This is a genomic window from Pseudomonas sp. PLB05, assembly GCF_021106615.1.
GTDB classification, from domain to species: Bacteria; Pseudomonadota; Gammaproteobacteria; order Pseudomonadales; family Pseudomonadaceae; genus Chryseomonas; species Chryseomonas benzopyrenica.
Genome location: NZ_JAJOHO010000001.1, coordinates 335659 through 350784, shown reverse-complemented (window position 1 = coordinate 350784; position 15126 = coordinate 335659). Strand labels below are relative to the sequence as shown.

The 15126-nt window shown below is 61.0% G+C and carries 10 protein-coding genes; 8 read left to right on the top strand and 2 right to left on the bottom strand.

Annotated elements, in window-relative coordinates; translation table 11 throughout:
* Positions 1–4: 4 nt before the first annotated feature.
* A complete protein-coding gene (locus LRS53_RS01630; protein WP_064308389.1) occupies positions 5–1039 on the bottom strand; it encodes an NAD(P)H-dependent glycerol-3-phosphate dehydrogenase in 1035 nt (344 codons plus the stop codon).
* Positions 1040–1416: 377 nt separating this feature from the next.
* On the opposite strand from LRS53_RS01630, the gene fabA reads away from it, so the two are divergent.
* From fabA to LRS53_RS01615, 3 genes are all read left to right on the top strand, one after another.
* A complete protein-coding gene (gene fabA / locus LRS53_RS01625) occupies positions 1417–1932 on the top strand; it encodes a 3-hydroxyacyl-[acyl-carrier-protein] dehydratase FabA (RefSeq protein ID WP_007160484.1) in 516 nt (171 codons plus the stop codon).
* Between the two features lie 11 nt (positions 1933–1943).
* Positions 1944–3161 (top strand): beta-ketoacyl-ACP synthase I, encoded by a 1218-nt coding sequence (fabB, locus tag LRS53_RS01620; protein ID WP_017641974.1) that lies wholly within the window; start codon positions 1944–1946, stop codon positions 3159–3161.
* A gap of 254 nt (positions 3162–3415) precedes the next feature.
* Entirely contained in the window at positions 3416–4630 is a 1215-nt protein-coding gene (locus LRS53_RS01615; protein WP_017641973.1) for a sugar MFS transporter, read from the top strand.
* A gap of 423 nt (positions 4631–5053) precedes the next feature.
* Here LRS53_RS01615 and LRS53_RS01610 read toward each other — a convergent pair whose 3' ends face one another.
* Positions 5054–6400, bottom strand: coding sequence for a dicarboxylate/amino acid:cation symporter (locus LRS53_RS01610; protein WP_051226179.1), 1347 nt, complete (start codon positions 6398–6400; stop codon positions 5054–5056).
* A 377-nt stretch (positions 6401–6777) separates the two neighbouring features.
* Here LRS53_RS01610 and LRS53_RS01605 point away from each other — a divergent pair, with 377 nt between their 5' ends.
* From LRS53_RS01605 to LRS53_RS01585, 5 genes are all read left to right on the top strand, one after another.
* A complete protein-coding gene (locus LRS53_RS01605) occupies positions 6778–7518 on the top strand; it encodes a 4'-phosphopantetheinyl transferase family protein (RefSeq protein WP_231354716.1) in 741 nt (246 codons plus the stop codon).
* Positions 7519–8125: 607 nt separating this feature from the next.
* Positions 8126–11041: a ribonucleoside-diphosphate reductase subunit alpha gene (locus tag LRS53_RS01600; protein ID WP_231354715.1), complete on the top strand. Its 2916-nt coding sequence runs from the start codon at positions 8126–8128 to the stop codon at positions 11039–11041.
* A 180-nt stretch (positions 11042–11221) separates the two neighbouring features.
* Complete coding sequence (locus LRS53_RS01595; RefSeq protein WP_017641969.1) at positions 11222–12472, top strand: ribonucleotide-diphosphate reductase subunit beta; 1251 nt, start codon at positions 11222–11224, stop codon at positions 12470–12472.
* A gap of 52 nt (positions 12473–12524) precedes the next feature.
* Positions 12525–13778, top strand: a complete 1254-nt coding sequence (locus tag LRS53_RS01590; protein WP_231354714.1) for an AAA family ATPase — start codon at positions 12525–12527, stop codon at positions 13776–13778.
* Between the two features lie 198 nt (positions 13779–13976).
* Positions 13977–15026 (top strand): hypothetical protein, encoded by a 1050-nt coding sequence (locus tag LRS53_RS01585; protein WP_231354713.1) that lies wholly within the window; start codon positions 13977–13979, stop codon positions 15024–15026.
* Positions 15027–15126 lie beyond the last annotated feature (100 nt).

The window sequence follows — 15126 nt, the reverse complement described above, 5'->3', positions numbered from 1 at the left end:
CGGCTCAGAGCCTGTTCAGGATCTCGGCGGCGTCCGCCACATCGACATCGGTCTTGGGCTCACCGCCCATCAGGGCCTCGATCACCTGCCCCAAACTGCGACCCTCGAACAGGATCGCATAGAGGCCGTTGACCAGGGGCATGTAGACGCCCAGCTCATCCGCTTTTTCCTTGAGCACGCGCAGGGTGTTGACGCCCTCGGCGGTCTCGCCGATCTGCGCCACCGCCTCGTCCAGGGTCAGTCCCCGTCCGAGGGCGTGACCCACCCGGTAGTTGCGGCTCTTCTCCGACGAGCAGGTCACGATCAGGTCCCCGACCCCGGCCAGGCCCAGGTAGGTGATGGGATTGGCACCGCGCTGCACGGCGAAGCGGGTCATCTCGGCCAGGGCCCGGGTGATCAGCATGCTGCGGGTGTTCTCGCCCATCGCCAGGGCCGCGGCCATGCCGGCGATGATGGCGTAGACGTTCTTCAGGGCGCCGGCCAGTTCGACGCCGAGGCGATCGGCGCTGGCATAGACGCGGAAGGTACGGCCGTGCAGTGCCGCCTGGACCTGCCGGCACACGGCTTCGTCCTCGCTGGCCACCACGGTAGCGGTGAGCTGATGCTCGGCGATCTCGCGGGCCAGATTGGGGCCGGAGATGATGCCGATACGCGCGCGCGGCACGATTTCCGCGAGGATCTCGCTCATCAGCATGAAGGAATGCGCCTCGATACCCTTGGTGGTGCTGACGAGGAAACGTCCCTCCAGTTGCTGGGCGATGGGCGCCAGCGCCTGGCGCAGCGCGCTCGACGGCAACGCTACCAGGATCAGCTCGCAGCCCTGGATGGCGCCCGGCAGATCACTGGTGGCCTCGACCGCGGCGTGCACCTTGATGCCCTTCAGGTAGCGGGGGTTCTCGCGCTCGCGGCGGATGGTCTCGGCCTGTTGCGGATCGCGCATCCACAGACGCACCGGCAGCCCGTTCTCGGCGACCAGATTGGCCAAGGCGGTACCGAAACTGCCGCCACCCAGGACGGCGATGGGGGATTGGACTGTCATCGAAACTCTCGTCATCACCGCGGTCGCGCGGCCTCGTCGCCCAGTATACGGTAGCCGCACGAACGCCTCAGGGCCTGTTCACGATCTGCATCGTTTCGGCCGAACGGTGTTGAAAACGGCTGCGCGATGCACATTTAGCACCGGTAAACAGCACTTTCTCGGCCCTGCTCGCTTCGCTGACCCAAGGGCCACAAGATCCTGAACGGCCTCCCAGGATGGAGAATTGACTGCGGAAAGTGCACAATGGTCCGTTAACGAGCGGGGCGCTGGCCTGTGACTTTCCCGATGCCCCGGCAGTCTACTGCTACACGAAGCCATACCCAGAGCGACCTTCGGAGTCGCCAGAGCCTGGACCTAGGCCAGCTACAGGAGCTTGCATGACCAAACAACACGCCTTTACCTACGAAGACTTGCTGCGCTGCAGCCGTGGCGAGCTCTTCGGTCCGGGCAATGCCCAATTGCCCGCACCGAACATGCTGATGATCGATCGGATCACGCATATCAGTGAGGTAGGCGGGAAATACGGCAAGGGCGAACTGGTGGCGGAACTCGATATCCGTCCCGACCTCTGGTTCTTCGGTTGCCATTTCGAAGGTGATCCGGTGATGCCGGGCTGTCTGGGCCTGGATGCCATGTGGCAGCTGGTCGGTTTCTACCTTGGCTGGCAGGGCAATCCGGGTCGTGGTCGCGCCCTGGGCTCTGGCGAAGTGAAGTTCTTCGGCCAGGTACTGCCGACCGCCAAGAAGGTCACCTACAATATCCATATCAAACGCACCATCAACAGGTCGCTGATTCTGGCCATCGCCGATGGCACAGTTAGCGTGGACGGTCGCGAGATCTACTCCGCCGAAGGTCTGCGCGTCGGCCTGTTCACTTCCACCGATAGCTTCTAAGGGCTTTTCGCATGCGTCGCGTCGTCATTACCGGTCTGGGTATCGTTTCGTGCCTGGGCAATGATAAAGACACCGTTTCCGCCAACCTGCGCGCAGGCCGTGCCGGCATCCGTCACAATCCGGAATATGCCGAAATGGGTCTGCGCAGCCAGGTTTCCGGTTCCATCGACCTGAACCTCGAAGAACTGATCGACCGCAAGGTCAAGCGCTTCGTCGGCGATGCCGCCGCCTACGCCTATCTGGCGATGGAGCAGGCGATCAAGGACTCCGGTCTGGCCGAAGACCAGGTCTCCAACCCTCGCACCGGCCTGATCGCCGGCTCGGGTGGCGCTTCCACCTTCAACCAGATGGAAGCCCTGGACATCCTGCGCGAGAAGGGCGTCAAGCGCGTCGGTCCCTACCGCGTGACCCGGACCATGAGCAGCACGGTCTCCGCCTGCCTGGCCACCCCCTTCAAGATCAAGGGCCTGAATTACTCCGTAGCCTCGGCCTGCGCCACCAGCGCCCACTGCATCGGCCTGGCCATGGAGCAGATCCAGCTCGGCAAGCAGGACGTGGTCTTCGCCGGCGGCGGCGAGGAAGAGCACTGGACCCAGAGCATGCTGTTCGATGCCATGGGCGCGCTCTCCAGCGACTACAACGAGACGCCGGAAAAGGCTTCCCGTGCCTACGATAGCAAGCGTGACGGTTTCGTCATCGCTGGCGGCGGCGGCATGGTGGTGGTCGAGGAACTCGAACACGCCCTGGCCCGTGGCGCCAAGATCTATGCCGAGATCGTCGGCTACGGCGCGACCTCCGACGGCTACGACATGGTCGCCCCGAGCGGCGAAGGCGCCATCCGCTGCATGCAGCAGGCGCTGTCCACCGTCGACGGCGAGATCGACTACCTGAACACCCACGGCACCTCCACCCCGGTGGGCGACGTGGCCGAGATCAAGGGCGTACGCGCCGTGTTCGGTGATAAGGCGCCGGCCATCAGCTCCACCAAGAGCCTGTCCGGCCACTCCCTGGGCGCCGCCGGCGTCCATGAGGCCATCTACTGCATGCTGATGATGGAAGGCAACTTCATTGCCGGCTCGGCCAACATCGACGAACTGGATCCGGAAGTCGCTGACCTGCCGATCCTGCGCGAGACCAAGGAAGACGCCAAGCTGGACCTCGTCATGAGCAACAGCTTCGGCTTCGGCGGCACCAACGCCACCCTGGTACTCAAGCGCTGGCAGGGCTGATAGCCCTCGCTTGTGTGACCCAAACGGCGCCTCTGGCGCCGTTTTTCATTTCTGCGCCGTGCCCCGTTGAACCGGTCACCGGCCCCGCGGTCGAAGGCGCCGGCACTTCGCCTGCGAACCTCCAGGAAGAATGGATTCAGCAGCGCGAATAGCTTAATCTCGCGCCGCTTCGCTGTGTCTGCGCAGCCGCCCTAGACAGCGCTGTCCGAGAATCGCGGGCAGAAACAAGAAACTGTTGTACCCATGGAGCCCCAATGCACAATCAAAACCAGAGCTACCGCGGACCCTTGATCGTCCTCACCATGCTGTTCTTCATGTGGGGCCTGATCACCTCGCTGAACGACATCCTCATCCCCCACCTCAAGGCGGTCTTCACCCTCAGCTACCTGCAGGCCTCGCTGATCCAGTTCTGCTTCTTCACCGCCTACTTCATCGTCTCCTTCCCGGCGGGTCGCCTGGTGGAAAGTCTGGGCTACAAGAAGGGCATCATCGTCGGCCTGCTCACTGCCGGCGTTGGTTGCGTGCTCTTCTACCCGGCGGCCGGAGCCCACTCCTACGGCTTCTTCCTGACCGCCCTGTTCGTACTGGCGGCCGGCATCACCGTGTTGCAGGTGGCGGCGAATCCCTATGTCACCATCCTCGGCAAGCCGGAAACCGCGGCCTCGCGCCTCAACCTGACCCAGGCTTTCAACTCCCTGGGCACCACCGTCGGCCCACTGGTGGGCGCGGTGACCATCCTGGCGCTGGTCGGTGAAGACTCCGCCGCCCATTCGGTGCAGCTGCCCTACCTGATCCTGGCCGGCATGCTGGTCGCCCTGGCGGTGATCATCGGCCTCTTCCGCCTGCCGCAGATCAAGGACACCGAACAGGACAACGCCACCGACGAGAACGCCCTGGCCGCCAACAGCGTCTGGGCCTATCGCCATCTGCTGCTCGGCGTGGTAGGCATCTTCATGTACGTGGGTGCCGAAGTGTCCATCGGCAGCTACCTGGTGAGCCTGATGGAAAGCCCGGACGTGGCCGGCCTGAACGCCGCTACCGCCGCCAAGTACCTGTCGCTGTACTGGGGCGGCGCCATGGTCGGTCGCTTCATCGGCGGCGTGATCATGACCAAGGTGCGGCCGAACCTGGTGCTGAGCTTCAATGCCATCGCCATCGGTGTGCTGCTGGCCGTAGCCGTGCTGCAAGGCGGCAAGGTCGCCATGTGGGCCCTGCTAGCTATCGGCTTCTTCAACTCCATCATGTTCCCGACCATCTTCTCCCTGGCGCTCAAGGGCCTGGGCAAGTTCACCTCCAAGGGTTCGGGTCTGCTGTGCATGGGTATCGTCGGCGGCGCCCTGGTGCCGGCCATCCAGGGCTACTTCGCCGATACCATCGGCCTGCTGCCTTCCTTCCTGATCCCGTTGGTCTGCTACCTCTACATCCTGTTCTACGGCGTGATGGGCTATCGCCCGACCCTGCGTCGCTGATGCACCCCCGAAGCGCTGGCGGTCTGCCAGCGCTTCACCCCTCCTCCTGCTATTACCCGTCCCCTTCCCCCTCTGCTTCGGCAACCTGCCTGCGACCACGCAGCCTGGTCACCTTCCCTGCGCCTGCTCGTCCTCCGGCAAGACGACGCTCGCAAGGCCCGCGTACAGCGCCCCCCCTGCTTTCCACTGCATCCTGGCTGCCACCCAAGAGCGTGATGGAGCCCGTGATGGAGCCGCAGCCCGGGCACCCTGGCTGGCGGTTGAGGCAACCCCAGCCAATTGATCGCTCGGCGTTTCCGCCAGGGCACAGCGCCTGCGCCCTCCCTCAGCAAATCCAAGGCAAAAGAAAACGCCCGCATCTTTCGATACGGGCGTTTCGCGAGTGCCGGCGGGACCGCTCCAGGAGCGGTCCTCGCGCTAGGCTCAGGCAGTCTGGCGAGCTTCCTCGACTTCGACGGCGTTCGGGCCGCGAGCGAGTTCGGTCTTCAGGGTCTGCTCGTCCAGCTGGCCGCACCACTTGGCGACCACGATGGAGGCCACGCCGTTGCCGACCAGGTTGGTCAGGGCGCGGGCTTCGGACATGAAGCGGTCGATACCCAGGATCAGCGCCAGGCCGGCGACCGGTACGTGACCGACGGCGGACAGGGTGGCGGCCAGCACGATGAAGCCGCTACCGGTGACGCCTGCGGCGCCCTTGGAGGAGATCAGCAGCACCAGCAGCAGGGTGATCTGGTGGGTGATGTCCATCTGGGTGTTGGTGGCCTGGGCGATGAACACCGCAGCCATGGTCAGGTAGATGGAGGTACCGTCGAGGTTGAAGGAGTAGCCGGTGGGGATCACCAGGCCAACCACCGACTTCTCGGCGCCCAGCTTCTGCATCTTGGTCAGCATGCGCGGCAGGGCGGACTCGGAGGACGAGGTACCCAGCACGATCAGCAGTTCTTCACGGATGTACTTGATGAACTTGAGGATGCTGAAGCCGTGCATGCGTGCGACGGCGCCCAGTACCACCAGTACGAACAGCAGGCAGGTGATATAGAAGCAGGCCATCAGGTAGCCCAGCTGCACCAGGGTGCCGACGCCGTATTTGCCGATGGTGAACGCCATGGCACCGAAGGCGCCGATGGGGGCGAGCTTCATGATGACGTTGATGATGTTGAAGAAGACGTGGGAGATGCGGTCGATGAAGTTGAACACCAGTTGACCGGTCTCGCCCAGGCGATGCAGGGCGTAGCCGAACAGCACGGCGAAGAACAGGACCTGCAGGATCTCACCGGTGGCGAAGGCGTTGACGACCGTCGACGGGATGATGTTCATCAGGAAGTCGATGGTGCTCTGCTTCTCACCAGCTGCCGCGTAGGCCGCGATGCCCTTGGTGTCCAGGGTGCTGACGTCGACGTTCATGCCGGCGCCCGGCTGGACGACGTTGACCACGATCAGGCCGATCAGCAGTGCGATGGTGGAGAAGATCTCGAAGTACAGCAGCGCCATGCCGCCGGTCTTGCCCACGGCCTTCATGTTCTGCATGCCGGCGATGCCGGTCACCACGGTGCAGAAGATGATGGGCGCGATGACCATCTTGATCAGCTTGATGAAACCGTCGCCCAGCGGCTTCATGGCCGCGCCGGTCTGGGGATAGAAGTGGCCGAGCAGGATACCCAGGACGATCGCCACGATTACCTGGAAGTACAGGCTCTTGTAGATCGGCTGCTTGACGGGTCGCTTGGGCGCGGGAGCTGTAGTAGTTGTTGTGTCGACGGTTGCTGTCATGGCTCTTTCCCTTGTGGCCACTGCCTGACGTCCTGTCTGAGTGGGCACCTGACTGATGTTGGCTCTCTCATCCTGAGAGCTTTTTGTTGTGGATCTGGCGGCCGCGCGACGGTGACGCCAGTATCTGGCTAAACCTAAGCAATCGTCGTTCCACTTTTGGCTGCGCAATCAAAAGGCCAGCTTTCATGCACCTTTCAGCCAAAAGTCTAGTAGCCCGCGGCGGGCGGAACCTCGCCACCCGACGAAAAGGGGCGGAAATCCCCCACCGTCCGAGGCGGTTTTCCGCCAGCCAGAGCCGGTAGTCGGCTATCCTTTGCGCGCCCTTCCCTCGGAGCCTGTCGTGATCCGTAGCTACCCTCCACGAGTAGTCGGCTGAGATGCCTGCCTTGCCCCCCGCCGACCTGCCCGGCTGCTGCACAGCGCCCGAGCCGCTACCGCTCCTGGCGGCGGAACTTGCCTCCCTGAGCCTGCTGCACTGCCGTTTCGATCCCGCCCAGGTGAGCTTCGAGCGCGACGCCCTGCGCCTGGGCGCCCTGCCTCCGGACAACATCCGCCGCGCCGTGGCCAAGCGCCAGGCCGAGTACCTGGCCGGTCGTCTCTGCGCTCGCGAGGCGCTGCGCCAGCTGAGCGGTACTGCTGCGGTGCCCGGTCATCGCACCACGGACCGCGGACCCGCCTGGCCGACCGGCTGGGTCGGCGCCATCACCCATAGCCATGGCTGGGCAGCCGCGGTGGTGGGCAGCGCCCGGGACTACCAGGGTCTCGGTCTGGATGTGGAGACTCTGCTCGAACCGGCCAAGGCCCTACGTCTGGCCGACCAGATCCTCACTCCGGCCGAACAGGAAAGCGTGCAGGCGTTGGACGAAGATCGGCAGGCCTTTGCCATCACCCTGGCATTTTCCGCCAAGGAAAGTCTGTTCAAGGCGCTGCACCCCCAGGTCGAGCAGATGTTCTTCTTCCAGGATGCCGAGATCCTTGGCACCGATCCCGGCGGTACCTTCGACATCCGCCTGCTGCTCGATCTCTCGCCGCGCTGGTCCGCCGGGACATCCTTGCGCGGTCACTTCCGCCTGGACGAGCAACAGCGGTTGCTGACGCTGGTCGCGCCTCGGCACTGAGGGAAGCCTATATAGAGGAAGGGTTCTCTGGTCGATGAGAGCCGCGGAGGTTAGCCGGGGCAGAACGTCGCAGCGGCCATCGAACGTTTTCTTATGGTGGAGAAAATGCTCATAGCGAACCGGTATATCCCTTGACGCTTTTGTCATGCCGGTTCCGCCACGTTGTACGTTATTTGACCACCTCGCTCTGATCCCAGCCTTCACGCGCACTGGCCGGGTACCACCCCCAGGATACCCCCCAGTCCCGAACAGCTTATCCACGTCTTATCCACAGCTGAAAACGTGACAAACGCGACATCTAGTGGCCTTTGCACCCCCGCACCACCATATATAGCAGTTCGTCGGTATAGCCTGGGACGGCGAAACACCCCTCTGTCAAGACTGTCTTCCCTAGCGAGGAGGGCTTATCCTGTCGCCCGAATCATGAATTTCCAGGGTCCCTGACCCCGAACGCCGGCTCCCTCGGGAATCGGTGCCGATACGGCTTTTCGTTGGAATCTTCATTGCTAATGGCGCGACAGGCAGTCGTCGCGCAGGCCCAGGGCCAACACTCTTCCGGATCGCCGGCTCGCCGACGATCCCCTCTTTCCGATCAAGGGAGTTCCGCATGCACACCGACCTGACCCGCGAGCAAGCCCAGCAGGGCCGCCCGGCGCAAGATGACAGCCAGGACCTGGGCGCCACCGCCCCCGGTCAACTGCGCGTCATCAAGCGCAACGGTACCGTCGTCCCCTATACCGACGACAAGATCACCGTGGCCATCAGCAAGGCTTTCCTCGCCGTGGAAGGCGGTACCGCTGCAGCCTCCTCGCGCATCCACACCACCGTCAAGCAGCTCACCGACCAGGTCAGCAGCACCTTCAAGCGCCGTATGCCCTCCGGTGGCACCATCCACATCGAAGAGATCCAGGACCAGGTCGAACTGGCTCTGATGCGCGCCGGCGAGCAGAAGGTCGCCCGCAGCTATGTGATCTACCGTGAGGCCCGCAGCCAGGAGCGCAAGCAGGGCGCCGCCAGCGACATCGCCGAGCCGCACCCGAGCATCCGCGTGACCAAGGCCGACGGCACCACCCAGCCGCTCGACATGGGCCGCCTGAACACCATCATCAGCGAAGCCTGCGAAGGCCTCGAAGAGGTGAACGGCGAGCTGATCCAGAAGGAAACCCTGAAGAACCTGTACGACGGCGTGGCCGAGAAGGACGTCAACACCGCCCTGGTGATGACCTCCCGTACCCTGGTCGAGCGTGAGCCGAACTATTCCTACGTCACCGCCCGCCTGCTGCTGGACAGCCTGCGCGCCGAAGGCCTGAGCTTCCTCAGCGTCGCCGAGTCCGCCACCCACCACGAGATGGCCGACCTCTACGCCAAGGCCCTGCCCGCCTACGTCGCCAAGGGCGTGGAGCTGGAGCTGCTGGACCCGAAACTGGCCAGCTTCGATCTGGAACGCCTGGGCGCCGCCATCGATCACGAGCGCGACCAGCAGTTCACCTACCTGGGTCTGCAGACCCTGTACGACCGCTACTTCCTGCACAGCCACGGCACCCGCTTCGAGCTGCCGCAGCTGTTCTTCATGCGCGTGGCCATGGGCCTGGCGCACATGGAGAAGGATAAGGAAGCCCGCGCCATCGAGTTCTACAACCTGCTGGCCAGCTTCGACTACATGGCGTCCACCCCGACCCTGTTCAACGCCGGCACCCTGCGTCCGCAGCTGTCCAGCTGCTACCTGACCACCGTACCCGACGACCTGTCCGGCATCTATGGCGCCATCCACGATAACGCCATGCTGTCGAAGTTCGCCGGTGGCCTGGGTAACGACTGGACCCCGGTACGCGCCCTGGGCTCCTACATCAAGGGCACCAACGGCAAGAGCCAGGGCGTCGTGCCCTTCCTCAAGGTGGTCAACGACACCGCCGTGGCGGTCAACCAGGGCGGCAAGCGCAAGGGCGCGGTCTGCGCCTACCTGGAAACCTGGCACCTGGACATCGAGGAATTCCTCGAACTGCGCAAGAACACCGGTGACGACCGTCGTCGTACCCACGACATGAACACCGCCAACTGGATCCCCGACCTGTTCATGAAGCGCGTCTTCGAGGACGGCAACTGGACCCTGTTCTCCCCCGCCGACGTGCCTGATCTGCACGACCTCTACGGCAAGGCCTTCGAAGAGCGCTACGAGTACTACGAAGCCCTGACCGAGTACGGCAAGCTCAAGCTGCACAAGACCATCAAGGCCAAGGACCTCTGGCGCAAGATGCTGTCCATGCTGTTCGAGACCGGCCACCCGTGGCTGACCTTCAAGGACCCGTGCAACCTGCGCAGCCCGCAGCAGCACGTAGGTGTGGTGCACAGCTCCAACCTCTGCACCGAGATCACCCTGAACACCAACAAGGACGAGATCGCCGTGTGCAACCTGGGTTCGGTGAACCTGGTGAACCACATCGTCGACGGCAAGCTGGACGTGGCCAAGGTCGCCCGTACCGTCAAGACCGCCGTGCGCATGCTCGACAACGTCATCGACATCAACTACTACTCGGTGCCCCAGGCAGAGAACTCCAACCTCAAGCACCGTCCGGTCGGCATGGGCATCATGGGCTTCCAGGATGCGCTGTACCTGCAGCACATCGCCTACGGCTCCGATGCCGCCGTGCAGTTCGCCGACACTTCCATGGAAGTGATCAGCTACTACGCCATCCAGGCCTCCTGTGACCTGGCCGAAGAGCGTGGCAGCTACTCCAGCTTCCAAGGTTCGCTGTGGTCCCAGGGTATCCTGCCGATCGACTCCGAGAAGCGCCTGATCGAAGAGCGCGGCGCCAAGTACATCGAGGTCGACCTGTCCGAGACCCTGGACTGGACCCCGCTGCGCGAGCGTGCCAAGAAAGGCATCCGCAACTCCAACATCATGGCCATCGCACCGACCGCGACCATCGCCAACATCACCGGCGTGTCCCAATCGATCGAGCCGACTTACCAGAACCTCTATGTGAAGTCGAACCTCTCGGGCGAATTCACCGTCATCAACCCCTACCTGGTACGCGACCTCAAGGCCCGCGGCCTGTGGGATTCGGTGATGGTCAACGACCTCAAGTACTACGACGGCTCCGTGCAGCAGATCGAGCGCATCCCGCAGGATCTGAAGGACCTGTACGCCACCGCCTTCGAAGTGGAGACCAAGTGGATCGTCGAGGCCGCCAGCCGTCGCCAGAAGTGGATCGACCAGGCGCAGTCGCTGAACCTGTACATCGCCGGCGCCTCGGGCAAGAAGCTCGACGTGACCTACCGCATGGCCTGGTTCCGCGGTCTGAAGACCACCTACTACCTCCGTGCCCTGGCTGCCACCAGCACCGAGAAGTCCACCATCAACACCGGCAAGCTGAACGCCGTGAGCGCCGATCCCATCACCGGGGTCCAGGCCAGCGCGGCCCCCGCCCCGGCCCAGAAAGCCGAAGCTGCTCCCGCCCCCGCACCGGCTCCGGTGCCCAAGGCCTGCAGCCTCGACGATCCCGAGTGCGAAGCCTGCCAGTAACACCCCAAGCCCTCTCCCAGTAGAGGGCTGCTCTTTATCCCCTCTCCCCCTGGGAGAGGGCTAGGGTGAGGGCCGAATCCCCCACCCGCGCACCGCTCTTATCCCCTCTCCCTCCGGGAGAGGGCTAGGGTGAGGGCCCGCCGCCCCGCCCCCACCGCACAGCCACCCAGGAGACACCCCATGCTGAACTGGGAAGAATTCGACAAAGACGACGACGCCACCCCCGCCAAGCCCGCGCAGGCCGCTGGCCAGCAGGCGCCCGCCCAGACCGAGCGCCTGGACTCCGAGGGCGACGCCCTGGTCCATGACGCCCGCGCCCTGTCCGCCGACGACTCCGACGCCGTGGCCCGCGCCAAGGCCGCGCTGAACGAGCTGGACATCCAGGAAGGCCTGGACGACCTGGAAGGTTCCTCCGCCCGCGTGCACGTCGGCGACAAGCAGATGATCAACGCCCGCGCCGACCTCAACCAGCTCGTACCCTTCAAGTACGACTGGGCCTGGCAGAAGTATCTGGATGGTTGCGCCAACCACTGGATGCCCCAGGAAGTGAACATGAACGCCGACATCGCGACCTGGAAGAGCGCGGACGGCCTCACCGAGGACGAGCGCCGCATCGTCAAGCGCAACCTCGGCTTCTTCTCCACCGCCGACTCCCTGGTCGCCAACAACCTGGTCTTGGCCGTCTACCGCCTGATCACCAATCCCGAGTGCCGCCAGTACATCCTGCGCCAGGCCTTCGAAGAGGCGATCCACACCCACGCCTACCAGTACTGCATCGAGTCGCTGGGCATGGATGAAGGCGAGATCTTCAACATGTACCACGAGATCCCAAGCGTCGCGAAAAAGGCGAGCTGGGGCCTGAAGTACACCCGCTCCATCTCCGACCCCGAGTTCAAGACCGGCACCCCGGAGACCGATCGCCAGTTCCTCAAGAACCTGATCGCCTACTATTGCGTGCTGGAAGGCATCTTCTTCTACTGCGGCTTCACCCAGATCCTCTCCATGGGTCGCCGCAACAAGATGACCGGCACCGCCGAGCAGTTCCAGTACATCCTGCGTGACGAGTCCATGCACCTGAACTTCGGCATCGACATGATCAACCAGATCAAGATCGAGAACCCGAGCCTTTGGGATGCCCAGATGAAGGACGAAGCCACCCAGATGATCCTCCAGGGCACCCAGCTCGAAATCGAATACGCCCGCGACACCATGCCCCGCGGCGTACTGGGCATGAACGCGGCGATGATGGAGGACTACCTCAAGTTCATCGCCAACCGCCGCCTGACCCAGATCGGCCTCAAGGAAGAATACCCGGGCGCCACCAACCCCTTCCCTTGGATGAGCGAGATCATGGACCTCAAGAAGGAGAAGAACTTCTTCGAGACGCGTGTGATCGAGTATCAGACCGGTGGGGCGTTGAGCTGGGATTGATATATTCGGACAGGTAATTAGTGAACCCCTCTCTATCTACAAGAAGTAATAAATGACCGTCTCTAGAAGCGAAATCAGTGAAGTATTCACTCCAAGACGAGAAAACGTGAATAAACAAATGTATATAGACCGAGGGGTCCATGAAACAAACCTGTACAGATCGATAAAAGGAAGCATGCATTCCTTTTTGTTCGGGGAAAGTGGGTCAGGGAAATCGTGGCTTTACAAAAAGGTATTTTCTGAAAAAGGAATAAATTATTTAATTGTAAACTGTGCAAATGCATCAAGAAAAAGCTCTATAACAGACGAGATTTACGCCAAATGCTTCAAAGCTGGAACGGCTACAAAGAAAAGTTTTAAAGAGACAAAAAAAGCCGGAGCCAGCATGTGCTTTTCCGCTGAGCTAGCACACGAAGGTCAGTACGAAATACACTCTGAAGACAAGCTCCTACAGAGCTATCGCCATTTATACGAAAAACACAGCGGCCAACAAACGATAATAGCTTTGGACAATATCGAAACGATATTTGGAAATCAAAGCCTCATGGATGAGTTATCAGACATCCTGATCTTACTCGACGATAGCGATTATGCTGAATATCGAGTCAAATACCTTCTCGTTGGCGTACCCAACGATGTACTTCAATACTTCTCTACCACTAAGACTGTTTCTTCGGTTGGGAATAGAATAAATGAAATACCAAAAATAAATGGACTCGATTCGCAACAAGTACTGGACTTTGTAAAAAGGGGATTTATAAACCAGCTGAAAATATCGATTTCCCAGACAGAACTCAAAAGAATCAGCAGGCACATATACACAAACACCCTCGGAATACCTCAAAGAATACACGAGTACTGCGAATGCCTAGCCTATTGCATAGAAGACAACAACTGGAATTACAACCCCACCCTATTGGATGAAACCGATAAAAACTGGGTACTATCCGGATTAAGGGAATCATACATAGCGATTGAAAGCCACCTCAACTCCGATGAAACTAGTGACGGTCGCAGAAATCAAGTAATATTTGCACTAGCACGCATATCCACCCATCAAATAGATACGCAAAAAATCGGCGTTGTGATTGCACAAGATTTTCCGGAAAATGCTCCTGAAAGCAATTCCGGTATTGGTCAAGTACTAGCAAGCCTATCAAAAGGCGAAATGCCCATACTTAAAAAAATAAACAAATCTTCATTTTATACTTTTGCCGACCCTAGACATTTGATGTGTATCCGAGTCATGCTTTTTAAAGACACCGAAACCAATAGAGTCAAGAAAAAAACTTTTAAGATAAATTGATCCCCACTGTACTTCTAATAGAAAATCAGCAGCGTATAGGGTGGACAACGCTAAACTTGCCCCCTGAAAGCTTCAATCTCTAGTTTATTCCCTCCCTAAGTATGAGCCTTAGCTCTTGCTTGGAAGAGGCTGTACCTTTTTCCATCCCAAGAAGGCTTGATACCTATTGCGCAGCACCACTGTACTCAAGGACGAAACATGCCCCGCTGGACTGACCAACCCGCCACCGACACGGATGCCGTCTTCGATTTCATCCTCGAGTTTTCCGGCACCGCTCTGCGACGGCATGCCTCGCTGCTAGCCAAGGTGCTGCCGCCGACCCTGGGCTTCGGGATGTTCCTGGCCTATTTCGCCCGTAACCATTTCTATCCTAGCTTCGATCTCTTCCAGTTTTCGTCGCTGCTGCTGGCGGCCGCCTGCATGGGCTTTCTGACCATAGGCGCCTTCGTTGCAGCGCTATTCCTACCAGGAGCTTGGGTCTATTACGGCTTCATCAATACGCCGGCGATCAAGGAAGACATCATCTACGCCCTGCCCTATCGCGGTGAAGGTCGCTTTCGCAAACTCATGCTATTGATGGCACTTGTATTCTTCGTGCCTTATCTACTAATAGGGCTGAGCGATGCAGTTATTCTGTTCTTCATTGATCCAGAGCTATTCCTAGGCGTTTCGCTGCTGGCTCCCGTACTTATCACGCTACTGGCAGGTGTCGTCGTTCAGTGGCTGTTCGCGCTGCCTTCTTTCAGCTTCTTGAAGTTCGTCTGGCAAGCGTATGTCCCGGTAATGGTCGTCGGCTACTTCATCGTCTGGATGCTAGGCAAGGCCTATCCACTAGTAAACGAGTGGCCTCTCCTCACCAAATGGGCGACGCTTTGCGTCGCGCCCCTCGCCATTGCCTTCGTTGTGACGATGACATCCATGATCTTCATCGCCGGCTGGAAGGCGGCGATGATGTTCTCCCTGTTCTTCGCCCTCTTTCTGGCCGGCTATAGCGGTGTCCTCACCACCCTGCCCGAGACCATGGTCAGGACGCTGGGCCTGGGTAATTACCAGGCCAAGGCCATCGTGCTCGACACCTCCTATTGCGCCAAGGAGCAGGCCAGGGTGCTGCCCACCGATGACCAGTGCGTGCTCAAGGAGGTACAGGTGGTCTGGTCGCTGGGCGAGGCATTCGTGCTGCGCCTGGCGGATGGCAGCACGGCGCGGTTGCCGGCCACGGCGATTCGGGCGCTGGTGAAACCCCAGTAACTGGCGTGCCGCCTAGGCCAGCCAAAGGTCAGGTTTGAATTACGGTTATCTGCCCGTCATCATGGCGCGCAATCCTCTGCCTCAAGCCCGCGCCTGCCGT

Bases quoted from the DNA above. Each gene is read 5' to 3' on its own strand.
- LRS53_RS01630 (WP_064308389.1), bottom strand. From the start codon at position 1,039: ATGACAGTCCAATCCCCCATCGCCGTCCTGGGTGGCGGCAGTTTCGGT.
- fabA (WP_007160484.1), top strand. From the start codon at position 1,417: ATGACCAAACAACACGCCTTTACCTACGAAGACTTGCTGCGCTGCAGC.
- fabB (WP_017641974.1), top strand. From the start codon at position 1,944: ATGCGTCGCGTCGTCATTACCGGTCTGGGTATCGTTTCGTGCCTGGGC.
- LRS53_RS01615 (WP_017641973.1), top strand. From the start codon at position 3,416: ATGCACAATCAAAACCAGAGCTACCGCGGACCCTTGATCGTCCTCACC.
- LRS53_RS01610 (WP_051226179.1), bottom strand. From the start codon at position 6,400: ATGACAGCAACCGTCGACACAACAACTACTACAGCTCCCGCGCCCAAG.
- LRS53_RS01605 (WP_231354716.1), top strand. From the start codon at position 6,778: ATGCCTGCCTTGCCCCCCGCCGACCTGCCCGGCTGCTGCACAGCGCCC.
- LRS53_RS01600 (WP_231354715.1), top strand. From the start codon at position 8,126: ATGCACACCGACCTGACCCGCGAGCAAGCCCAGCAGGGCCGCCCGGCG.
- LRS53_RS01595 (WP_017641969.1), top strand. From the start codon at position 11,222: ATGCTGAACTGGGAAGAATTCGACAAAGACGACGACGCCACCCCCGCC.
- LRS53_RS01590 (WP_231354714.1), top strand. From the start codon at position 12,525: ATGACCGTCTCTAGAAGCGAAATCAGTGAAGTATTCACTCCAAGACGA.
- LRS53_RS01585 (WP_231354713.1), top strand. From the start codon at position 13,977: ATGCCCCGCTGGACTGACCAACCCGCCACCGACACGGATGCCGTCTTC.